20 protein-coding genes are annotated in these 22,732 nt (G+C 32.6%); all 20 read right to left on the bottom strand.

The genetic code is table 11. From position 1 onward, the window contains the following. Window positions 1-35 precede the first annotated feature (35 nt). On the bottom strand, window positions 36-659 hold the full coding sequence (locus tag DICTH_RS03195) for a tetratricopeptide repeat protein (RefSeq protein ID WP_012548782.1): 624 nt from the start codon (window positions 657-659) through the stop codon (window positions 36-38). Further along, entirely contained in the window at window positions 643-1,590 is a 948-nt protein-coding gene (locus DICTH_RS03190; protein ID WP_012548220.1) for a Gfo/Idh/MocA family protein, read from the bottom strand. Before DICTH_RS03190 ends, DICTH_RS03195 begins: the two co-directional genes overlap by 17 nt. Beyond that, window positions 1,583-3,322, bottom strand: coding sequence for an ABC transporter ATP-binding protein (locus DICTH_RS03185; protein ID WP_012547132.1), 1,740 nt, complete (start codon window positions 3,320-3,322; stop codon window positions 1,583-1,585). The genes DICTH_RS03190 and DICTH_RS03185 overlap by 8 nt, the downstream gene beginning before the upstream one ends. Then, entirely contained in the window at window positions 3,297-4,400 is a 1,104-nt protein-coding gene (locus tag DICTH_RS03180) for a glycosyltransferase family protein (protein ID WP_012548451.1), read from the bottom strand. Before DICTH_RS03180 ends, DICTH_RS03185 begins: the two co-directional genes overlap by 26 nt. Beyond that, window positions 4,397-5,488 (bottom strand): lipid-A-disaccharide synthase, encoded by a 1,092-nt coding sequence (gene lpxB / locus DICTH_RS03175; RefSeq protein WP_012547359.1) that lies wholly within the window; start codon window positions 5,486-5,488, stop codon window positions 4,397-4,399. The genes DICTH_RS03180 and lpxB overlap by 4 nt, the downstream gene beginning before the upstream one ends. After that, complete coding sequence (gene lpxA / locus DICTH_RS03170; RefSeq protein WP_012548453.1) at window positions 5,485-6,258, bottom strand: acyl-ACP--UDP-N-acetylglucosamine O-acyltransferase; 774 nt, start codon at window positions 6,256-6,258, stop codon at window positions 5,485-5,487. The genes lpxB and lpxA overlap by 4 nt, the downstream gene beginning before the upstream one ends. A 2-nt stretch (window positions 6,259-6,260) precedes the next feature. Further along, window positions 6,261-6,695 (bottom strand): 3-hydroxyacyl-ACP dehydratase FabZ, encoded by a 435-nt coding sequence (gene fabZ, locus DICTH_RS03165; protein WP_012547411.1) that lies wholly within the window; start codon window positions 6,693-6,695, stop codon window positions 6,261-6,263. Next, window positions 6,682-7,521, bottom strand: coding sequence for a UDP-3-O-acyl-N-acetylglucosamine deacetylase (gene lpxC / locus DICTH_RS03160; protein ID WP_012548698.1), 840 nt, complete (start codon window positions 7,519-7,521; stop codon window positions 6,682-6,684). The genes fabZ and lpxC overlap by 14 nt, the downstream gene beginning before the upstream one ends. Continuing rightward, window positions 7,496-8,509, bottom strand: a complete 1,014-nt coding sequence (gene lpxD / locus DICTH_RS03155; RefSeq protein WP_012548482.1) for a UDP-3-O-(3-hydroxymyristoyl)glucosamine N-acyltransferase — start codon at window positions 8,507-8,509, stop codon at window positions 7,496-7,498. Before lpxD ends, lpxC begins: the two co-directional genes overlap by 26 nt. Window positions 8,510-8,521: 12 nt before the next feature. After that, entirely contained in the window at window positions 8,522-8,944 is a 423-nt protein-coding gene (locus DICTH_RS03150) for an OmpH family outer membrane protein (protein WP_012547117.1), read from the bottom strand. A gap of 2 nt (window positions 8,945-8,946) precedes the next feature. Continuing rightward, window positions 8,947-9,414, bottom strand: a complete 468-nt coding sequence (locus DICTH_RS03145) for an OmpH family outer membrane protein (protein WP_012548175.1) — start codon at window positions 9,412-9,414, stop codon at window positions 8,947-8,949. Between the two features lie 12 nt (window positions 9,415-9,426). Next, window positions 9,427-10,890: a POTRA domain-containing protein gene (locus tag DICTH_RS03140; protein ID WP_012547755.1), complete on the bottom strand. Its 1,464-nt coding sequence runs from the start codon at window positions 10,888-10,890 to the stop codon at window positions 9,427-9,429. A gap of 20 nt (window positions 10,891-10,910) precedes the next feature. Further along, window positions 10,911-13,799 (bottom strand): outer membrane protein assembly factor, encoded by a 2,889-nt coding sequence (locus DICTH_RS03135; RefSeq protein ID WP_012548006.1) that lies wholly within the window; start codon window positions 13,797-13,799, stop codon window positions 10,911-10,913. Window positions 13,800-13,813: 14 nt separating this feature from the next. Next, window positions 13,814-16,816 (bottom strand): translocation/assembly module TamB domain-containing protein, encoded by a 3,003-nt coding sequence (locus DICTH_RS03130; RefSeq protein ID WP_236608279.1) that lies wholly within the window; start codon window positions 16,814-16,816, stop codon window positions 13,814-13,816. A 434-nt stretch (window positions 16,817-17,250) separates the two neighbouring features. Next, entirely contained in the window at window positions 17,251-18,690 is a 1,440-nt protein-coding gene (locus tag DICTH_RS03125; RefSeq protein WP_012547719.1) for an AsmA family protein, read from the bottom strand. After that, entirely contained in the window at window positions 18,674-19,975 is a 1,302-nt protein-coding gene (murA, locus tag DICTH_RS03120) for a UDP-N-acetylglucosamine 1-carboxyvinyltransferase (protein ID WP_041723523.1), read from the bottom strand. Before murA ends, DICTH_RS03125 begins: the two co-directional genes overlap by 17 nt. Before the next feature lies 1 nt (window position 19,976). Next, window positions 19,977-20,600: a uracil phosphoribosyltransferase gene (gene upp / locus DICTH_RS03115; RefSeq protein WP_012547597.1), complete on the bottom strand. Its 624-nt coding sequence runs from the start codon at window positions 20,598-20,600 to the stop codon at window positions 19,977-19,979. 3 nt (window positions 20,601-20,603) lie between these two features. Further along, a complete protein-coding gene (locus DICTH_RS03110; RefSeq protein ID WP_012548053.1) occupies window positions 20,604-21,848 on the bottom strand; it encodes a serine hydroxymethyltransferase in 1,245 nt (414 codons plus the stop codon). Next, window positions 21,845-22,291, bottom strand: a complete 447-nt coding sequence (gene rpiB / locus DICTH_RS03105; RefSeq protein ID WP_012548727.1) for a ribose 5-phosphate isomerase B — start codon at window positions 22,289-22,291, stop codon at window positions 21,845-21,847. The genes DICTH_RS03110 and rpiB overlap by 4 nt, the downstream gene beginning before the upstream one ends. Next, window positions 22,288-22,731 carry a low molecular weight protein arginine phosphatase gene (locus tag DICTH_RS03100; protein WP_012547509.1) on the bottom strand — a complete coding sequence of 148 codons (444 nt, stop codon included), beginning with the start codon at window positions 22,729-22,731 and terminating at the stop codon, window positions 22,288-22,290. Before DICTH_RS03100 ends, rpiB begins: the two co-directional genes overlap by 4 nt. Window position 22,732 lies beyond the last annotated feature (1 nt).

Here is a 22,732-nt window from a genome sequence, read left to right as displayed (position 1 = left end):
TTAATGTTAAAAAATTTTTAATTTCATGTCAATTTTTATCTCAAACCTCTGAGTATCTCCCATATGTTCTTGTATCCCTTTTTTTGAACAATATTCATAGTAATAAAATATTCTTTCAAGGCTAAAAGATAATTACCCTTTTTTAAATATAATGCACACCTCAAAGCATGAAGTGCTTCATTGTCTCTATTTATCTCAAGGCCCTTATTCACAAGAGCTTCGACTTCATTATAGTTGCCCTTTAAGTAATGTAAATATGCAAGATAACTCATTATCCAATCATCCTTAGGCCTCAATAAACTTAGCTTGTTAAAATAATAAATTGCCTTATCCACCTCTCCCAAGAAATAATAAGAAAAGGCAATTTTGTAAAGATTAAAAATATCCTCAGAATTATTTTTAAGGTTAGACCTTATATTTTCCTTTAAGTAATTAGGATCGATCTTATTTAGGATATTGTAATATTCATATAATTTTTCTAAATTTCCTATAGCACCATACAACACAAGCAGATTAAAAACAGTATCGGGATCCCTTGAATCCTTATTATATTTAGCCTCGTATTCTTTTATTAAAAGATTAAAATCCTGTCCACCCGCTAAACTAATTAAGACAAAAAGGGAAAAAACAATAACAAAGAATCTACCTCTTAAAATCAAAAACCTTCAACTCCTTCAATATTTCTGTAGCAAGCGCTAATGCTAACTTACCATCTTCAAGAGTAACCTCAGGATCTTTCCCCTCCAAAATACATTTTACAAAATGTTCAAGTTCCAATCTCAATGGTTCTTCTCTTTCTAAAACCGGTGACTCTAAACTAGACTCAATATGCTGAGCTCCTCCATGAACTATAGATATACTCTGTTCAATATAATCTACAATTATTTGATCTCCACTCTTTTCATGAATATCGAGTTTTCTTAACTTCTTAGGTGAAACTTTACTTGCTATAAGATTTACAAATATATCCCCTTCAAAAAGGATATTCACTGTTGCAAAATCTTCATGAGGAGTATAAATAGAATAACCTACTCCATTTATATCAATAATTTTTCTATTCTTTCCAAGAATATAAAAAAGAATGTCTAAATCATGTATCATAAGATCCATAACAACCCCAACATCGGTAGACCTACCATCAAAAGGTCCCATTCTCCTTGCCTCAATATAAAAAGGATTCTTTATATACTTTTTTAATTCCTGTACTGCAGGATTAAATCTTTCAATATGTCCTACCTGTAAAACTAAATCTTTTCCACTCGCGATATCTAACAATATCTCTGCTTCCCTTAAGTTATACGTAACAGGCTTTTCAATAAAGGTATGAATGCCCTTCTCAAGAAAATCTTTCGCTATCTGAAAATGAGAAATTGTTGGAGTAACAATACTTACAGCCTCTACCTTATCAATGAGATCTCTATAATCGTCAGTCACAAAGGGTATATTATATATAGAAGCAATTTCTTTAGCCCTTTTAAGATTTATATCACATACCCCCAAAAGTTCTACTTGGGGAATCTCACTAAAGATTCTCACATGATGTTGTCCTAAATAACCTACACCTATAACTCCTACTTTTACCTTATTCATTTTTGTCCTTACTCTCCTCTAATTGCCATTTTATTATTCTCAGATAAACTCCTCCCAATTTCAAGAGCTCTTCATGGGTACCTTCTTCTACTATTTCTCCATTCTCAAGTACCACAATTCTGTCAGCTCTTTTAATAGTTGAAAGCCTATGAGCAACAATAAAAGCAGTTTTCCCTCTCATCAGCTCCTCAAGAGCCTCTTGAACAAAAGCCTCAGACTCTGAATCAAGAGCAGATGTAGCCTCATCAAGAATAATTAATCGAGGTTTTAAAAGAATAGTTCTTGCAATAGCTATTCTCTGAGCTTGTCCTCCCGATAAATTAATTCCTCCTTCACCAATTATAGTATCGTATCCTTGAGGTAATTTCATTATAAAATCATGAGCTCTTGCCATCTTTGCAGCCTCTACAATTTCCTCAAAGGAAACATACGGATTTCCATAACTTATATTATCCCTCACTGTACCATGAAAAATAATTGTCTCTTGGGGTACAAAACCAATTTGTGATCTTAAAGATTTAAGACTAACTTTTCTAATATCATATCCATCTATCCTTACTACCCCTTTAGTTGGATCAATAAAACGTGGTATCAGATTTACTAAAGAAGTTTTCCCTGCTCCGCTACTTCCTACAATGGCAATTTTTTCTCCAGCTCTAACTTTAAGATTTATATCTTTTAACACCCAATTAATCCCGTCATAAGTAAAGGAAACATTATCAAATTCTACAAAACCCTTTATAGGTGGAAGAACAATAGGATTTTTTACCTCTAATACTTCTTTGCCCATCTCCAAAACCTCAAAGATTCGTTCTAAAGCAGCATATGCCTGTCTTAATCCCGCTAAAACTCTCAAAATAGTCTGTGTAGGATCAATAGCCATACCTACATAAGTTAAAAAAGCCACAAAAGTTCCAAGAGTCATCTCTCCCTTGGCAATTTTTCTCGTTCCAAGCCATAGAATAAAAACAAGTGCTAAAGCACTTAAAAAGCTAGAGAGAGGAATTTGAATGGCAGTAAGCCTTGCTATCTTTAGGTTTCTAAAAAAATTCTTCTCATTCTCTTCCTTAAACCTTTTAATCTCCGTCTCTTCTTGAGAAAATACTCTAACTACTCTTGCTCCTTTAATGCTTTCTTGAATTATTCTTGTAAGATCTGCAATCTTTCTCTGGACAGCCAAAGACCATTTCTGAATTTCCTTCCCTATTCCTGATATAGAAAAGACAAAAAGAGGAATAACAAGAAAAGTAGCAAGAGCAAGCTGCCAATCAGTAAGTACTACAATTATTAATACTCCCAAGAGGAGTACAATAGCATAAAAAAGATCTGCGATACCTGAGAGGAAAGATGTCTGAATTAGCTGAGTATCTTGTAAAGTTCTTGCAATGAGATCTCCACTATTCCATCGATTTAAATAATCAAGAGATAAGTATTGAATTTTGGAGAAAAGCTTTTCCCTAAGATCTGCAACAACTCTATGACCTATAAAAGAGAAAATATAAATTTGTCCATATAAAAATAAACTTCTTAAGAAAAGAAGAAGTATAATTATTAGCGAAAGTCTATTAAGGACAGCAAGATCTTTAACATTAGAAAGCTGATCTAAAAGTTCTCCTAAAAATTTAGGAGCATACAATTGAGCCCCATTACCAACTAGAATACAAAAAAGACCTAATATAAAATATCCCCAATAAGGTTTTATTAATTTAAATAATCTTGCTAAGTACTTCATTGTATAAGTCTTTCCATATAATCTCAGAGCTCAAATAATCCTTATTAAAATTCTCCTTTAATTTTTCATGAATCTTAATTAACCTCTCCCTATTATACAAAATCTCCTTTATATACTTAAGTACATCTCTAAAATGAAAATTTCCCACAATCTCAGGGATAATACCTGGAGATATTTTATTAGGCAAAGCAAGATAAGGATTTTTCTTTAAATAAAGATTGATCAGTCCCTCCCTTAGCCTACCTTTAAATAAATTCGCAATTCCCTCTATAGGAATGAATTCAGGTCTATGAAGAGGAAGAATAACAATCATAGGTATTTTCATATATGCAAGTTGCATAGTATTGGTTCCAGGTAAGGTTATTGCCATTAAATATCCGTTCAGTTTCTTCATATCATCAAGGATCTCAAATTTTATAGGAAGATCTTTTACCATAGAATTTACTCTTCTCAAAATATCATCTACAACTTTTCCATCAATAAAAGGTGACAGAAAGAAAGTGAAATTAAAATCTGGAAAATCCTTTACTATTTCTTTAACAAGAGCCAAATAAAATGGAATAAAAAATTTCAAGGCATAATTTCTACTCCCTGGAAATAGAGCAATATTATTACTATCGGAGAAAGCATTTGAAGGTAAAAAATCAAATCTTAAATCTCCCACGAAAATAGAATTTGGAATATTTAATTTATCGTTCAAGGTGTAAACTTTTCTATAAAATCTCTCTCCCCAAAAATATTTCTCCACATAAGCTACAGGTATACCTTTTTTCCTCTTAGAAAGGGCTAAGTTAAAATATAAGTCTCCTCCTATATGGAAGAAAACTGAATTTTCATATTTTCTACCATCTCTAAATAAACTCCAATACTTATTAGAAGGAATAACTTCGCCAAAAAAATTCCAAGATTTTAATACCTCCTCTTCTCTGCCTGACGCAAACTGACAAGGAACAACTATAGAATTAAAGACTAAATCTTGAGACCATGCTGGATTAAACTCTTTAATCCATTTAACCAAAGGGTATAACCAACCAGAGATTTCTCCAGGGCCATTTACTAAGAAATAAACTTTTTTCATATTATTTCTAAAATAAAGTTTGAAATTCTGTCCAAAACTCCAGGTTGTCCTAACTTAGTCTCTAACTCTTTTAATTTATCTTCTAAATTTTTTCTATAAATATCGTCCTTTAAAATTCTTCCTATATTAGTCATTACTTCTTCTATATCAATCTTCTGAATAAATTCCGGGTAAATCATCTGGTTAAGAATAATATTGGGCAGTGCTATAAAGGTATAGTGAACAAGTCTTTTAGCAATATGATAAGTTACAGGAGAGATTTTATAAAAAACCATAGCAGGAGTTTTTAAAATAGCTGCCTCTAAGGTTACAGTACCAGAAGCCACAAGACTCAAAGATGAAATCTTTAAATATTTCTGACTCTCTTTTCCAGAAACTAATTCTATATGATCTTTGCCCCTTACATACTCAAAAACTAAATTAGAGAATTTTTCAGAGGCAATAGGCATTACAAATCTGTATCCATTTACTTTCAATCTATCAGCTATCTCTAAAAAAATAGGAGTCAAATTTTTAATCTCTTGAATTCTACTGCCTGGGAAAAGTCCTATGATATTTTTTTCCCGTTCAAGATCTTTATAGGGCAGTAGATAATCTACCAGAGGATGACCATAATATACTACATTGTCTCCAAAGCTTCTATATAATTCATATTCTTGAGGAAAAGTAGCAATAACATAAGAGAGACTATCTAAGACCTCTTTTACCTTTTTCTTATCTCCCCAAAGCCAATATTGAGGAGCAAAATAATAGATTGTTTTCAAACCTAATTTTTTAGCATATTTCGCAAGGGGCAAATTAAATCCCTGAGCATCTATAAAAATTATTAAATCAGGTTTCGTCTCCTTAATTATCCTTTTAACCCTTTCTTGAACTAATAAAAGTTTTGGAATATAAGGAATAGGTTCTACAAAACCAACAGTACTATATTGAGTTACGTCGTATAATACTTCCATCCCTTCTTCTTTCATCCTCTCTCCACCAAGTCCATAGAAATATATATTTTTAGCTTTGTTTTTTAATGCATTTATTAATTTTGCACCATGAATATCAGCCGAAACCTCTAATGCCGATAGAAATATTTTCATTCTTCACTCCTCCAAGATGCATCGGTTATTCCACGTTTTGATCTTATAATAAACTGATACAGAATTTTTGCCTCTTCTTCTTCCCTATTTTTTAGAAGCTCCAGCCTTTTTTCAAAAGAAAGATTTTTATCATATATCAAATGAAATAGCAACCTTATTGTCCTTATTTTTTCAGTAGAAAAATTATTTCTTCTCAATCCCACAACGTTTATACCATATACCTTTGCAGGATTTCCATCACATAGAGAGTAAGGAAGAACATCCTTAACAAGCTTTGTAGAAGCACCTACCATGGCATAACTTCCAATTCTCACAAACTGATGAACAGTTACAAGTCCACTTATAAAAGCCCTATCTTCTACCTCCACATAACCCGCAAGTTGAGTACCATTTGCTATTATCACATTATTACCTATTTTAACATTATGAGCCACATGAACATATGCCATCAAATAACAGTTATCTCCAATTACTGTAACATTACCTTCTCCCGTAGCCCTATGAAATACACAATTTTCTCGTATGGTTACATTATTACCAATGATTAAAAAGCTCTCTTCATTTTTAAAGCTCAAATCCTGAGGAATATCTCCTAAAACACATCCTGAATGTATATGACAATTTTCTCCTATAATGGTCCCTTTTTTAATATGAACAAAAGACTCGATCCTTGTATTTTTGCCTATTTTAACTCCTTCCTCTATGACACAAAAGGGACCTATTTCAACTTTTTCTCCTATCTCCGCTTTGTCGCTAATTATCGAATTCATTGTTAGCCCCCTAAAGCTATTGTAATCTCACCCTCAGCCACTAACTTATCATCCACAAAAGCCCTTGCATCTAATTTATAAATATTTCTTAGAGTTTGTTTAATTTTGACTTCGAGAATTAAAATATCTCCAGGTAATACATTTCTTCTAAACTTAAAATTATTAATACCGGCAAGATAGGCCATAAAACTATTAGGATCTTTTCCTTCACCATAACTAAGATAAAGTAAAAGCCCACAAGCTTGTGCTAAAGCTTCAACAATTAAGACTCCAGGCATAACAGGTCTTTGAGGAAAATGGCCCATAAAGAAATAATCATTGTAAGAAACATTTTTAACAGCTCTAAGATTTTCTCCTTCTTTATAATCAATAACCTTATCCACAAAAAGAAAGGGAAATCTATGAGGCAAGATATTTAATATGTTAACTTCTTTCAAACTCCCTTCCCCCTTCAATAAATTTATTACTTATAATCTCAAGAGCTTTTATATGTAAAGAATGGCCTGAACCTATGGAAATAACCCTCATTTTTAAATCCATTCCCAACAAAGAGAAGTCACCAATTATATCCAAGATTTTGTGTCTTACAGGCTCATCAAAAAACCTTGGTAAATTAACATATCCCTCTTCTCCAACTAACAAGGCATTTTCAAGGTCTGCCCCTGATATTAATCCTCTCTTAATCAAATCTTCTACTTCGTAATAAAATCCAAAGGTTCTTGCAGGAGCAATCTCATTAAAATACTTATCTAAAGAATCTAAATAAAACCTTTGCCATTTAATAAAGGATTTAGGGAAAGATATGGCACATAAAATCTCCAATCTTTCCGATGGAAAAAGAAGCAATAACCCATTACCATCCCTTATCAAAACACTATCCATCAAAGAAAATGATCTTCTTTCAGCATCTTGAATTTTAATTCCAGCATTATACAACAATTCACACCACTTAACAGAACTTCCATCCAAAATTGGTATTTCGTCACCTTCCACATATATAAATAAGTTTGATATACCTAAAGCGTATATAGCTGAAAGCAAGTGTTCTACAGTAGAGATAAGCTTATCCTTATTACCTAATACAACTCGTCTTTTAGTATCAAAAACATAATTATAAAGAGCAGGAACCTTTATCCCTTCTTTTATAAAGACTATCCCTGTATCAATAGGAGCAGGTTCAAAAGTTAACTTAGAAAAACCTCCTATATGTAAACCCTTTCCTTCAGCAGTAAAAGAATTACTTATTGTTGCCTGTTTGCCCAATTTTTTCCCTCAACTTTCTTATTTCTTCCCAAAGTTCAGGAAGTTTCCTTAAAATTGCCTGAACTTTCATCTCTTCGCTATGAGGCCTTGCAGGAAAACCTGAGACTACTGTATTATCAGGCACATCCTTCGTTACACCACTCTTTGCTAAAATTACTACATTATTTCCCACCTTTACATGGTCAGAAACACCGCTTTGTCCTGCCATTATTACACCATTTCCAAGAATGCTACTTCCTGCTATACCACTTTGGCTTACTATAACGCAATTTTCACCGATCTTAACATTATGTCCTATCATTATCAATGATCCTATTTTAGTGCCCTTTCCTATTCGAGTCTCTCCTAAAGTCGCTCTTTCGATTACTGTATTTCCACCAATTTCCACATTATCTTCAATAATTACTTTCCCTATATGAGTAATTTTAAAATGTTCCTTTCCATCCCAAACATATCCAAAACCATCGACGCCAATGCTACAACCCGAATGGATTATCACATTATTCCCAATTATTACATGATCATAAATAGTATTACGAGGATAAATAATACAATTTTCCCCAATCTCTACGTTATTTCCTATTACTACCCCTGGAAAAATTTTGGTTCCTGCCCCTATCTTTACATTATTCCCTATAACCACATAGGCTCCTATACCTGTATTTTCCCCAAGTTCCACATTATTTCCCAAAACAGCAGTATTATGAATACCTGATGGATAAACTCTAAAATCAAAAAACTTTAGAATTTTTGCCATGGCAAGTTTTGGATCCTCAACTTTTATATGGGTCTTTTTTGCTTTCCCATCAGAAGGAATCACGAGAGACCTTGCCCTTGTTTTATCTTCGATTTCTGCCACATCTTTACTTTTAAAAACAAAGACAAGATCCCTCTCTGTAGCAGACTCCCACTCTGCTACTTTTTCTATCTCCATATCCTCACCAGTTAATTCTCCCCCAATAATCTTTGCAATCTCGCTAAGAAGCATATAGATTCACCTTCACTTATTCAAATTATTCAAAACTTCTGTCGTAATATCAATTCCACCCCAAATTCTTACTTTCCTCTCTAAAACTACCGACAATTTTTTGGACTTAGCTACTTTTTCGACCTCTTTATAAATTTTAGTCCTTATCCTTTGCCTTGCTTCCTCCACAAAATCACCCAACTTTTTCTCCTCTTTTACCCTATATTCGTTAATCTCCTTCTCACTCATACCCTTTTTCTTGTAATTCTCGATCAACTTTTCTATCGCTTCCTGCCTTTTCTTTATCTCATTCTGAACAGTTTTTGTTTCTTTATACTCCATGAAAACCTTAGAATAATCCAATACACCAACATTTAAGGTTTGAGTAGAAGATATGACACTAAAAGTAAAAATCAAACTCAAAAACAAGATTGGAAATAACTTACCTCTTCTCATATCTATTTACTACCTGAAAGTATTTTTATGACTTTATCTGTAATATCAACACCACCCCATATAACTACATCTTGCCCCTGAACGGACTTGGTTAGAACTGCTATATATCCCTCTTTTTTAGAAAGATCAGCAAAAATACCATCTAAAGTCTTTCTCAAATTTTCCAATACCTTCTGTACTGCCTGTTTGTAAGGTTCTAATTCTTTATCATACTGATCTGACAACTTTTTAATTTCATCCTGAGACTTTCCTGCCTTTTGAGCCTCTGCTATCTTATTTAACCTATCTTGGTATTCCTGTTGATACTTATTGTAAGCATTCATAAAGGGCTGATAATTTCTAAGAAGTTTATCTTCATCAATATAGGCTATCTTGGGCTGTTGAGTTTGTGCTCCAACAATCTTTAAACCAACGAAAACAAAGGCTACTGAGATTAATAGAACTAAAGCTAAAAATCCATATTTCTTCATTTTATACGCCTCCTAAAATTTTATTTTTGTCTCAGCTTTAAACTTCAAGATATTCACAAAATCACTTTCTAAATTTATAGAGTAATCCACAAATCTTTGAGAACTAACTAAATCAATACCACCTAAAATATTAAATTTTAAATCTGAAAGCGAACTTAAATTATCAAAATTACTACCACCTCCTACTTTTAAACTTACATATGCGTTATTTCCTAAGGGTATAGTATACAATAACCTTATCCCTAAATTTCCACTTTCTGGAGAATTACCCAAAGGATATTTTAAATCACCTTCAAATCCAATTATCTTTCTATCTAATCCTTGTCCTAAAGTCAGATAATATTTACCCTCAAAAGATAAGATTGAGAAATTGAATAAAGATCCACCACCATGGAAATCCAAACCTATCCTCACATATCTTCCAGACTCTGGTACATTATTATCAGTTTTTAATAAATCTTGAGTAAAATAAATAAACAAAGCCTTATCATTTATCACAAAACTCCCTCTATATCCTAACTCCGCTTCAATATTATTTGTTTTTGACATCTGTCTTTTTAAAGCAACACTGTAGTCTTTATTGTTTATATTCAAATCAAGATAATAACTTTGCAAACTAATCCCATAATCAATACTTCCCTGAAGATTAGAAGACACAAATCCTTTTATATAACCAACATTTCCCCAAAAATATCCTAAACTTAGATCGGTGGATTCATTGTAATTATAAGAAAGAGATATTTCTCGAGGGGGTAAATATACCACGTTAAGATATAAAATAGTACTCTCTTTTTCAATCTTCCACTCTGGTTGAACTTTGATCTTTATATTTTTCTTGTTAAAGAGGTCGTTTAGCTCCTCTATTTTATTCATATTTAAATAATCGCCAACATTTATTTTAAGGTAACGCTTTATTAAAGGTTCTTCCCAATAACTCTTTGCTTTTACTTCAATTCTACCTATAGGAGGAAGCTCCTCCCAGGTAAAGGTTAATACGTTATCCTTAAAGAAATACTCTGGTTTCTTTGCTAAAACAAATCCCTTCTTTGAGTAATATTCCTCAATCTTACTGCAATCCTCTTTAGTTTTTTCTTCATTAAAAAATCCTCTTTCTTTACTATAAAGAATGCCTTTTATCTCCTCTACAGAAACAAGTTTAGTATCAGGAAATACAATTTTAGAAATAAGTGGTAATTCTTCCACATGGATTACTAATTCGTATCCTACATCTCTTTTAATAAGTTCATAGCTCAGATATTTAAAATAGCCAGTTTTCAAAAGTTTTTGTACTTCCTTCTCAATATAATCCTTTGAGTAGGTATTAAGAACCTTTATATTAATGCTATTTTGCAGAACATCATAAGGTACATTTTTTACACCATCAAATACTATTCCCTGTATAAGAAAATTTTCATCCCCATATATCACTCCTAAAAGTCCAAAAATAAGTATTGTAAAAATAATAATCTTCCTCAATTTATACCCCTCCATTTCTTCTAAAAAATATCACCAAAACTAAAGTGTACTCTCCATTTAGTATTAGGAGCTATAGGATCATTTCCAAAATTATAACCAAAGTCAATTCTTATAGGAATAATAAGAGTATCATATCTAAGTCCTAAACCAATGCCTGTGTAAAATTTAATATCTGTCAATGAAGTTACATCCTGTCTATACCAAGCACTTCCTGAATCTACAAATAAAACACCGTATAAATTATTTCCTAACGGGATTCTATATTGCATATTAAAAAGAAGGTATGTATCTCCCTTAAAGATGTTATCAGAGAAACCTCTTATCGTACTTGTGCCTCCAAGAGTAAAAAGTTCTGTGGATGGAAAATTTCCTTCTTCAAAACCAAATCCTATCTTTAGAGACAAAACTTGCCTTTCCTTTTGCTGAGAAATAGAGATAGGACTTTCTCTATTTGTTAGAGGAAGATGCCATTGCAGATCCACATTATATTTTATGAAATTAGATTCACTGCCTCCTCCTGCAAACTCAATACTAATAGCTTGTCTAGAACCCTGTGTAGGATTCAAATAGAAATCACGAGTATCCCTCCACAATCCTACATTGAAGCTTCCCACAGTGGTAGAGGTCGTCATTGTGGATGATTCTATGGGAGTAATACTCTCATATTTGAAGCCTAGGCTTATGCTCCAGAAATTCTCAAGAGGATAAGAAAAAGAAAAAGCCCCTCCTGCCTTTTCAAAAGTAGAAGTAGAGGAAGTTGTAGCATCAGTAATATTTACTTTTTTGTCATAAAGATCTAACTGGAAGGCATTTCTACCCCCTAAAAACCATGGATCTATAAAAGTTAACTGATAATTAATTTTAGCCAAAGAAGTCAAAGAGAGCTGTAAACTTAGCTGTTGAGCTTTTCCAAATAAATTTTTCTCTTTGTATTCAACAAATCCATATAATCCTACATCGGTTGCATATCCACCACCAAAATTAAAAGAACCCGAAAGTTTCTCTTTTACAACATAAACCACTTTCACACTATCCTCAGTACTTCCTTTATCAAATCTAACTGAGACATCTTCAAATATCCCCACATTATATATCCTTTGAAGATCAGACTTTATCTTCTCTATATTTACCGATTCTCCCACCGACAAAGATATTTCTCTCTTTACTACGTTCTTGTCTGTAGGTCTTCTAAATATGGCAAGAAAACTTAAAACGGAAGTTTCAGTTGAGGGTATTATCTCTACCTGAATATCTTCTACTTTATAGTCTTTAAAGTAAAAGATTAATTCTCCCTCATTGTTGAAAACTACATTTTGAATAGAAGCAAAAACATACCCCTTGCTCTGCAATAGATTCAAAATACTTTGAACATCTTTATCTAAAAATACCGAATTAAAAGGTAATCCCTCTTTATTTAGCAAAACTTGTCTCAGTTCCTTTTCTGATACCCCCAAAAGCCCCTCAAAAACAATTTTTTTAACTTCTGGATTTTCATTAAAGATAAAATTAAGACTCACTTTATCATTCTCTACACTCTTTTCCACACTTACTTTGGAAAAATACCCCATATTTTCAAATTTTGTAATTTGTTCCTCTATCCTATCATCGGAAATAAAATCTCCTTCTTTTAAGATACGGTACTTTTTAATTTCCTTTTCAGGAATAAGCCTTAACCCTGAATATGTAATGCTTTTTAAAATAGGATTCTCTACCACTGTTAAAGTAATATATGCATAGTTATTAGGAGTTATAACATACTTAGTGTCAACAGAAGAAAACCAACCAGTACTTAGCAATTTTTCTTTCAGTTCATTTAAGTAGTTATCATTTAAGAATCCTCTACCTCTTCCCGAAATAACTTCCATAACCTTCTCTTTCTTAAGGTTAACTAGTCCCTTAACATCTATAGCTACAACCCATGGATTTTCTACAACTGTGATCTCAACCTCTACTGACCTTTCATTCACTCTTTTTGGATTTAGTTCAACCTTCTTAAAATATCCCGTTTCTAATAATTTAGCCTTCCATAAAGATATTAACTCTTCAGAATAATAAATACTACTTTTTGAAATAATGGTATTTTCCGAAATATCCCCAACTATAGAAAGGATTGCCTGAATATCTTTTATATTAGACTTATTATTACCAATCAAGCCCACTTTAGAAACAAGTGGATTTTCCTCCAAGTTAATAGTTAGATAAAGTTTATTTTCCTTTTTAGTTATATTAAATTCTACCTTTGAAAACATATTTGAGCTTATTATCTCTTCTTTTTTAGCCATCAAATCATCTTCTGATATTAACATTCCTTCCTTAATCCCAATCATAGATAAAACATCTTCTTTTCTTAAATTCTGTAAGCCTTTAACTTCTATCTTTTCTAGAACAGGATTTTCTTGAAAATTGAAAATTACAATAAAACCCTCTCCGGATTTTACTTCGTTAACATCCACCTTTGAGAAATATCCCGTAGACATAAACTTCCTCTTTTGCTCCCATATTCTCTCGTCTGTAGTCCACCCAATAGCGGGTAAAATTATAAGATTCTGAAGTTCCTTTACGCTGATTCTTTGCAAACCCTGGAAAGAGATACCATTAATAAAAATCAAAAATGGGGATTCTACAACATTTATCTCAAGTATTATCCCACTTTTACCAGAAAGTTTATTTATTACCACAGAAAGGAAGTATGTGGAATTATCAAGCTTTTCTTTTATCTTATTAATCTGATCATCGGTAATATTTGCCCCTTTACTTACGCCAACCATATTTAATATTTCTTGAGTTGAAATCTTTTGATTTCCTTTTATAACGATATCCTCAATTTTGTACTCACTTTGGGCAAAAGTAAAGCAAATTAAAGCAAAAATAAAAGCAATAAAGAAGAGAAACTTCTTATTCAACCCCATCACCTTCCCTTTCTTTAAAATTGAGTTCCATATTCAAAGCTAAAAGAGAACTCCGTTTTAGGAGAGGTATATAGTTTAAAATACAAATTCTCATTAAATTTATAGGTCAACTGAGTACTCCATAGATTATCTCCTTCCAAATAATAGACTACATTTAAACTTAAATTGCTAAAAAGAACTCTTTCAAAAGAAATACTCTTCCACCTTGGTATCAAACCTTCTAAAGTGTATTCAACTTTTATTCTATCCATTTTTAGTATTTTTTCAAACTCACTTAGTAAAGGAGAAAGTATGTAACTACTAAAAGCAGAGCTCACAACCCCTTCTACTCCTTGAGGAATACTCTCCAAGATTGTCGATAAAGTCCAGTTTTCCTCCTTCACAATAGGAAGATTTTTTTGACCTAAGAGTAAGAATAATATCTCCCTTAGTGAAAGTGGAGGATCGGAACTAAAAATAAAAGAAGAATTCCCCATAAAACTTATACCCTTTAAAATCACATTATATCCTTGAATTATCTTTGAGGCTGATACTTCCCATATATTCTCATTAAAACTCAAACCTGGAAATCTAATATAGCCATCATTTACTATAAAATCATTACCAAGAATATTTATATTTCCATTTACAAACTCTATTTTACCATCAAGTAGTGGCATATTAATATTACCTTTTATAAAAACATTACCCTTAAGATATAGATATAAAAGACCTGGATCAGAAAATAAAATATTATCCTCTAACTTTAACTCCAAATCTAAACTTAAAGGAAGATTTAGTTTGAAATTGTTGAGGCTGATATTTGTATTTTTAGGGAAATATATATGAGAATTACTCACTTTAAGTGTTCCATTTATAGTATATATATCTTTATCCTTTGTTATTTTAAAATCTCCAGCCAAATATCCGTTCCCTATATCAGGAGAGGAAAGACAAAGGCTACTAACATTCCCATAAAGACTAAATAAAGGAGAGATTACTCCATGAATCTTTAGCTTACTAGAAAAAGCATTGATCTCTAAATCCGTCAATTTTAATTCACCATTATTGTAATTAAGCTGAAAATTTCCACCATAAATTTTATCCTTAACGTATTTAAATACTAAGGGATTACTCCACGTTAGTTTACCATAAAGATTTATATTGCTTAAATCTCCATCTACATCTAATCTTAACACTCCACTCTTTAAATCACCTTCGGCAATCAAATCTTTGCTAATAAAATCTTCCAAGAACTTTAAATCTGTAAAACTTACTTGCAGATTAAAGTCTTTTGGACTAAAAACCCCGTTAATTTTCGCAGGCTTTTCCGAAAGTTTAGAGATATCTCCACTTAATAGATAGCCATTTCTATCTTTTACTCCCTTCAAAGATAAATTTATGCTCTTTTCATTAAAATTTTTAATTCTTAAATTAACTGCATCAAGTTCAAAATCAGGTATATCCCATTTCTCCAATCTTAAAAGTCCTGAAATTGAACCCTCAAAACCCGAAATATCTAAATCCTCAAGGAACGAAAGAGAAATATCCTTTAGATTTACTAATCCATTTCCATCAAAACCCAATTTTAAGTTTATCTCTCCCCTTTCCCCTACAATAACATTCCCCATCAAAACACTATTCTGAACATCAATATTAATATTGCCTGATTTTAAAAACTTAATATCATCTTTATTCAATGTGAGCCTTATATTCTTAAAGTCTTTATCCACCTCTCCAATAAAATCCAATGAGAGAACCTTAGACAAAACTTCGTTGAAATTGCCCTCTTTAGGTCTTAAAGACAGAGTAAATCTATTTCCACCTCTAAAGTTAAAAGTCCCATTTAAAGAGAAGTCAAACATAGAATAAGAAGCAGTAAGATTAAATTTTAAGTCTTCCTTATAACTTCCTTTAAAGGAGACATTTTCAATACTATTTCCTTTAAAACCCATTTTCGTACTATTTCCTTTAAAAGATAAAAATCCTTCTTTAAAAGTAGCAGAAAAATCCTCGAGATTTCCATAAAAATTACTGTCAATCTCAGATAAGCTAAGATTTTTTACATCCAAAATAGCAGAATTCTCTTTAAAATCATAATAACCCTCAACACTTCCAGCAAATATATTACCTATAAAACTTAGTTTCTCAAAATCTCCTTTAAGGTTTAAGAACCCAATCTCTTTTTCTTTCATTTTTATGTACAATAGCGACTTAACATAACCACTTTCAAGATTAAAATCTCCATATACCCTTATATTAAAAGGCATCTCCACCGAAAATTCCTTCACATGATTAGGTTCCTCAAAATCAAGCTTACACTGAATATTTTCAAGATCTAACCCGCTAAAATTTAACTTAGGAATCTTAAAAATAAGTCCATCTTTTCTAATATTAACAGTACCTGAGACCTTCAAATCACCAAATCTTATATCTGAAAAATCCAAATTACCGCTTTCTCCGATTTTATAGTATCCTCTGACAAAACCTTGAAGAATCTGCCCATCTATATTAAGGATGTTATTTTCCAAGGAAAGCTTTATATCACCCAAATAATACTTATCAAAGTAAAAGTTTTTGAGATTAATAAATTTGCTATCTAAAGATAGACCAAAATCACTTTTCAACAAGTAATCTCCAACTTTAATATTAAAATCTCCAGAAAAACTACTATCTAAATTCACCTTTATCACTTTTATCTTTTCACCTAATACCTTTATATTTTCTCCCCAAAAGGTTAATTTCCACTCATCCCAATTTCCATTAAGCCCAATATATGCAAATTGCTCTCCGTCAATTAAAAAAATATGTCCTTCTATATTTCTATTACTATCAGTCCTCAAGTTAAGATCTGAAATTCTAAACATGTAGTTATTATATTTTAGACTAGAATTTTTCAGATATATTTCCAAATTCCATGAAGAAAGATCACCTGTAAATAAAAAATAAGGACTAAACTTAATCTGATCTTGCCAATTAATCCTCCCTTTTACATCAAATTTAAAATTACTATAACTAAATTTTCCTTTACCCAACAAAAAATTGTTACCATATTTTCCACTTATAGAAAGATCTAGGTTATTTATGTCTTTACCTTTAAGGTGAAGATTAATTCTATCAACATTAAAATTGCTTATCTTAATCCCCTTTAAATAAAGACTTGCATTATAATTTGGAGAGTGAAATAAATCTCCTGTAATTTTTCCCCTAAAGTAAACCCTACTCTCTATTTCTGGTATGTTTAATCCTAACAGAGATTTTAGATCCTTTAAATTAAAATCTGAAGAAATTAAAGATATATCACCATAAGGCTTATCAAAATCATACTTACCATAAATCCATAATACACCTAAACCGGAGAAAAGAACCTTTCCGCTGAGATTATATATCTTAGAGCTTAATGAGGTTTTGGAGAAAAATAAATTTCCGTTAGCCTGTAAACCCTTAAAAGAAAACCCTAAAATTTCAATTTTTAACCTCTTTGGAAAAAAAAACTATCACCAAGGGGTAAATTGAAGTCTATATCTTCATTTTCGAAGTTAAATTTAATATTTTCTGCAGAGTATTCTCCGAGCCTACCATTCTCAATAACACCACTTACCAATATTTTCCACTTCTTATCCTTCTTGGCCTCTATTATAACGTCTCCTTTTCCCTCCATTTTAGGAAGATTAAAGACCTCTGCTATCTTTTCTACCTTGATATTATTAGCATCAAGTTTTAAGGTAATAAAACCACTCTTTAAATTCAAAGAGGCCTTTCCTGTTAAAGAACCAACATCAAGATTCCCTAAAATCTCTAAACTTATCAAAGGCAATTTTGAGTCTGTATTCACCCTTATGCTATCAAAAACAAAATTATATATAGAACCTTTTTCAGCAACAATATAACCTTTTACCACAGTTTCTTCCCAAGAATCAGAGATAAGAATTTCACCTTTTGCATTTCCTTTTAAATTGATACTATTTTTGAAAAATTCTTTATCTACTTTTTCTAAATTTAAATTTCCAAAACTTATACTTAAGTTAGGTGTGGGAGAAACTTTACCTAAAAATTTTATATCTGCTTCCCAGAGTTTACCTTTCCCCTCAAGGATTGTTATATTTTCTCCTTCAATTTTCACCTTTGTACTCACATCTGCGAATTTAGGACTAAAAGAAGCAATCTTACCCTCAACTTTGGATGCATTAATTTCTCCAGTTGCAGACCAAAAACTTTTCTCCCCCTGAGTATTTATCCACCCAGTAAAATAACCTTTTTCGATCTGAAATATATCAGATAGAAAAATTGGAGCCCATACATTAGCCAAAGCATTCTTAAACTCAAAGGTTAGACTGCCTTTTTCCTTAGAGAAGTCATAATTACCATAACTTTTTATTTGTTGATTATCAATAAAAGTAGACACACTATAAGTAATAACTTGGTTTTTCCAACTCAAGTCACCATTTACCTTTCCGATCTCTATATCTTTCTTAATCCTTAAATCTCTAACAATAACTATTCCATCCTTAATCTTTGCCTTTATCTCTACATTTATACTGCTTGAGCCTCCAGGCTTAGAGGCATCAATTCCCGGTATTTGAGGAAAAATCCATTCTCCCTTTTCATTGTGAATAACAGTTATTTTAGGCTTAGTCAATTCTATATTAACAGGAGAAAGTTTTATAAGATTTTGCAGAGAAATACTTGCATTAGAAAAACTAGCAAAATCTCCTATTTCTAAAGTAGATATTTGTAGTTTATTTGGAAAAATATACCTTACATCTTCAGCCCTTATATAATTCCCGAAATTCTTCTCAAGAATATAATAAATCAATGGTTTGACCCAAAAAGGAGAGGTAATAATTACAAAAAATATTAAAGAGATTAATATAGAAGTAAAGATTAATAAAACTTTAGTTACTTTCTTCATAATAGACCCTTTTAATCTTAGCACCCAAACTCGATAGTTTATCCTCTAAGGCTACATAACCCCTATCAATATGTTCTCCCACATCTAAAACCTCAGTAATTCCCTCAGCCACCAACCCTGCAAGCACAAGAGCAGCACCAGCTCTTAAGTCTGTGGCCTCTACAGGTGCCCCTTTAAGTTTTTCCACACCCTGAATTAATGCTGTTCTACCATCTATACTTATCTTAGCACCAAGACGTAATAGTTCTCCTACGTGAAGAAATCTATTTTCAAAAACTGTTTCTACAATCAAACTACTCCCTTGAGCAAGACTTAAAAATACCATCATTTGAGGCTGAAGATCAGTAGGAAAACCAGGATAAGGCATTGTAGTTACCTCTATACCTTTCCAATTTTTTGCTGCCTTAACTCTTACTTCTCTCTCCTTGATTTGAAAACTCTCCACTCCAGCTTCTTTTAGCTTTATAAATAAGCTTTGTAAATGTTCAGGTTCAACATTTTTTATAATTAGATCTTTTCCCAACATTACCCCAGCAATAATAAAAGTCCCTGCTGCAATTCTATCAGGAATAACTTTATAGTAGTCTACAGGCTTTAACTCTTTTTTACCTTTTATATAAATAGTAGATGTCCCTAATCCTTCAATCTCTGCCCCCATCATCCTTAAGAAGTTCCCTAAATCTACTACTTCGGGCTCGCAAGCAGCATTTTCAATAACTGTCTCTCCCTCTGCCATAACTGCAGCCATCATTATATTCCTTGTAGCTCCTACACTCGGCTTATCTAAATGTATTTTTGTACCTTTTAATCCTTTTTTAGCTCTTGCGCATACATAACCCTTTTCAACTGTAACCTCTGCCCCTAAACTTTCAAAACCCTTAATATGTAAGTCTACTGGTCTCAGCCCTATTCTACAACCACCTGGGTAAGGAATTTCCGCTTCTCCAAAACGAGCAAGTAAAGGTCCCATCAATTCAAAAGATGCTCTCATTTTAGAAACAAGTTCATATGGAGCTCTCCATCCCTTAGGTTCACCCTTTATATGTAATCTATCGCCACCAAGAAATTCTACTTCCATTCCTAAAAATTTTAATATCTCAGCCATAGTGATGTTGTCTTTAACAGGAGGCACATTATCAAGAATTAAATCACCAGAGTTCAAAACAGAGGCAGCCATTATGGGTAAAGAAGCATTTTTGCTTCCCCATATCTCTATTTCTCCCCTAAGTTTGTGTCCTCCCTCAATGACAAACTTGTCTTTTCTCACATGTAGATCACCTATCATTTCATTTTGTTCCAAAGAGCCTATCTCCTGCATCGCCTAACCCCGGTATAATATACCCATGATCATTTAACCTTTCATCTATAGCAGCAGTATATATATCAACATCAGGATGACTATTTCTTAAAGTCTCTATTCCCTCTGGAGCACTTATAATACATACGAACTTAATATCTTTAACTCCTTTAGCCTTTAAAATTGAAATAGCTGCCACTGCAGAACCACCAGTGGCAAGCATAGGATCTACAACTATAACCTCTCTCTTATCTATATCCTCGGGAAGCTTTGTATAATATTGAACAGGTTTTAAAGTTTCAGGATCTCTATAAAGTCCAATATGTCCCACTTTTGCCGAAGGAAGAATTTGCAACATACCATCAGCCATTACAAGTCCAGCCCTTAAGATTGGAACAATAGCTAAATCTTTATTATCTAAAACTTTTCCCTTTGCTATACCTAAAGGAGTTTCTACCTCTACCTCCTTTGTAGGCAAATTTTTTGTGACCTCGTATAACATAAGACTAGAGATTTCAAAAAGAAGCTCTCTAAATTCTTTGGGACCTGTGTTTTTATCTCTAAGTTTTGTCAGCTTATGCTGAACTAAAGGATGATCCACAACTATAACCATTTCTTAATTCTCCTTTCTATAAATTGGAAATTGTTTACAAAGTTCTTCTACTTCTTTTTTAACCTTTTCTTTCACTTTACTATCCTTAAAGTTTGAAAGAACCTCATGAATCAACCTTGCTACATATCTCATCTCATCTTCTTTCATTCCACGAGTAGTTAATGCAGGAGTACCTATCCTAATTCCACTAGTTACTGTAGGAGGTTGAGGATCAAAAGGTATTGCATTCTTATTCACAGTTATACCAGCCTCCTCCAGAGCTTTCTCTGCCTCTTTTCCAGTTATTCCCTTATCCCTCAGATCTACCAGCATGAGATGATTGTCAGTTCCACCACTCACAAGTCTATATCCTAATCTCATAAGTTCTTCTGCCATAGCCTTTGCATTTAAAATTATCTGCTTCTGATATTCCTTAAATTCAGGGGTCATTGCTTCTTTAAAGGCTACTGCCTTAGCAGCTATCACGTGCATCAAGGGTCCTCCTTGAATTCCTGGGAACACTGCCTTGTCAATTTCCTTGGCAAATTCTTTTTTACATAAAATAAATCCACCCCTCGGTCCTCTTAAGGTTTTATGAGTAGTACTCGTAACAAAATGCGCATAAGGAACAGGAGATGGATGCAATCCTGCAGCAACAAGTCCAGCTATATGAGCCATGTCTACCATGAAATAAGCACCTACGTCCTCTGCTATTTGAGCAAATTTTTCAAAGTCTATAATTCTCGGATAAGCACTTGCACCAGCAACTATTAGCTTAGGTTTTACCTCTTTTGCCAAGTTCCAAACTGAATCATAATTTATCATTTCCGTATCTCTATCTACGCCATAAAAATAAAAATTATATAACTTTCCTGAAAAATTAACAGGACTTCCATGCGTCAAGTGTCCACCATGAGCAAGATTCATCCCCAGAACATTATCTCCAGGATTTAAAACCACAAAATAAACAGCCATATTGGCTTGGCTACCTGAATGGGGTTGTACATTAGCATGCTCAGCTCCATATATTGTCTTTACTCTCTCCCTTGCTATATCTTCTACCTTATCCACATACATACATCCACCATAATACCTCTTTCCGGGATAACCTTCAGCATATTTATTGGTAAGAACAGAACCTTGAGCCTCTAAAACAGCTCTACTCACAAAATTTTCAGAAGCAATAAGTTCTAAATGATATTCTTCTCTATACTCCTCACTCTTAATGGCCTCGTAAATTTCAGGATCAACCTCTGGTAAATACCTCACAGCTCATCCTCCTCAATCCTCGAGATTTTATCTATTCTTACCTTATGTCTACCCCCACTAAACTCAGTGTTTAACCATACCCTAACTATCTCCTTTGCAAGATCAAAGCCTAAAATTCTACCACCTAAAGCTAATATGTTAGCATCATTGTGTTCTCTACTTAATTTTGCCTCATATGGATCTCTACATAGCGCAGCTCTTATCCCTTTTACTTTATTTGCTACAATACTCATACCTATCCCTGTACCACATATTAAAATTCCTTTTTCAAAACCACCTTTCGCAACTGCCCTTGCCACAAGGATTCCATAATCAGGGTAATCTACTCTTTCAGGAGAATAAGTCCCAAAATCATGATAGGGAATATTCCATTCATCAAGCCAATGTTTCAATTCTTCTTTTAACATATACCCCGCATGATCAGCTCCTATTGCAATTTTCATCTTACTACCCTCTCCTTCAAATTTTCAACAATTTTTGTTATTGCTTTTTCTATCTTATCACGAACTTCTCTATATTTTTCAATATCAAGTCCAAAAGGATCCTCAATATCCTCTTCTCCAAGAGTCAAAATTTTATTTTTGAACTCAGGATACATTTCCCCTAATACGAATAATTGATCTTTAGTCATAGTGTAAATTAAAGAAGCCTCTTTAATCAAGTCAAAGGTTAACTTCCTAGACCTATGAGAAGATATATCTATTCCTCGCTCTATCATTACCTTTACTGAAAGATATGAAGGTTCCCTGCCCTCGTAAGTAAAAATACCTGCAGAAGTTACCTCTATATTAGAGAGATTAAGCTTTTTTACAATATCCCTAAAAAGATATTCTGCCATTGGACTTCTACATGTATTTCCACTGCACACAAAAACTATCTTCATC

This window comes from Dictyoglomus thermophilum H-6-12 (assembly GCF_000020965.1).
GTDB classification, from domain to species: domain Bacteria; phylum Dictyoglomota; class Dictyoglomia; order Dictyoglomales; family Dictyoglomaceae; genus Dictyoglomus; species Dictyoglomus thermophilum.
The sequence above is the reverse complement of the archived record's forward strand: the minus strand, read 5'-3'. Positions and strand labels throughout refer to the sequence as shown.

Excerpts from the sequence above, each read along its gene's own strand:
- lpxB (WP_012547359.1), bottom strand. The coding sequence starts at position 5,488 with ATGAAAATATTTCTATCGGCATTAGAGGTTTCGGCTGATATTCATGGT.
- DICTH_RS03125 (WP_012547719.1), bottom strand. The coding sequence starts at position 18,690 with ATGAAGAAAGTAACTAAAGTTTTATTAATCTTTACTTCTATATTAATC.
- DICTH_RS03150 (WP_012547117.1), bottom strand. The coding sequence starts at position 8,944 with ATGAGAAGAGGTAAGTTATTTCCAATCTTGTTTTTGAGTTTGATTTTT.
- DICTH_RS03190 (WP_012548220.1), bottom strand. The coding sequence starts at position 1,590 with ATGAATAAGGTAAAAGTAGGAGTTATAGGTGTAGGTTATTTAGGACAA.
- DICTH_RS03100 (WP_012547509.1), bottom strand. The coding sequence starts at position 22,731 with ATGAAGATAGTTTTTGTGTGCAGTGGAAATACATGTAGAAGTCCAATG.
- lpxA (WP_012548453.1), bottom strand. The coding sequence starts at position 6,258 with ATGAATTCGATAATTAGCGACAAAGCGGAGATAGGAGAAAAAGTTGAA.
- murA (WP_041723523.1), bottom strand. The coding sequence starts at position 19,975 with ATGATAGGTGATCTACATGTGAGAAAAGACAAGTTTGTCATTGAGGGA.
- lpxD (WP_012548482.1), bottom strand. The coding sequence starts at position 8,509 with ATGCTTCTTAGCGAGATTGCAAAGATTATTGGGGGAGAATTAACTGGT.
- upp (WP_012547597.1), bottom strand. The coding sequence starts at position 20,600 with ATGGTTATAGTTGTGGATCATCCTTTAGTTCAGCATAAGCTGACAAAA.
- DICTH_RS03185 (WP_012547132.1), bottom strand. The coding sequence starts at position 3,322 with ATGAAGTACTTAGCAAGATTATTTAAATTAATAAAACCTTATTGGGGA.
- DICTH_RS03135 (WP_012548006.1), bottom strand. The coding sequence starts at position 13,799 with ATGGGGTTGAATAAGAAGTTTCTCTTCTTTATTGCTTTTATTTTTGCT.
- DICTH_RS03145 (WP_012548175.1), bottom strand. The coding sequence starts at position 9,414 with ATGAAGAAATATGGATTTTTAGCTTTAGTTCTATTAATCTCAGTAGCC.
- rpiB (WP_012548727.1), bottom strand. The coding sequence starts at position 22,291 with ATGAAAATTGCAATAGGAGCTGATCATGCGGGGTATATGTTAAAAGAA.
- DICTH_RS03180 (WP_012548451.1), bottom strand. The coding sequence starts at position 4,400 with ATGAAAAAAGTTTATTTCTTAGTAAATGGCCCTGGAGAAATCTCTGGT.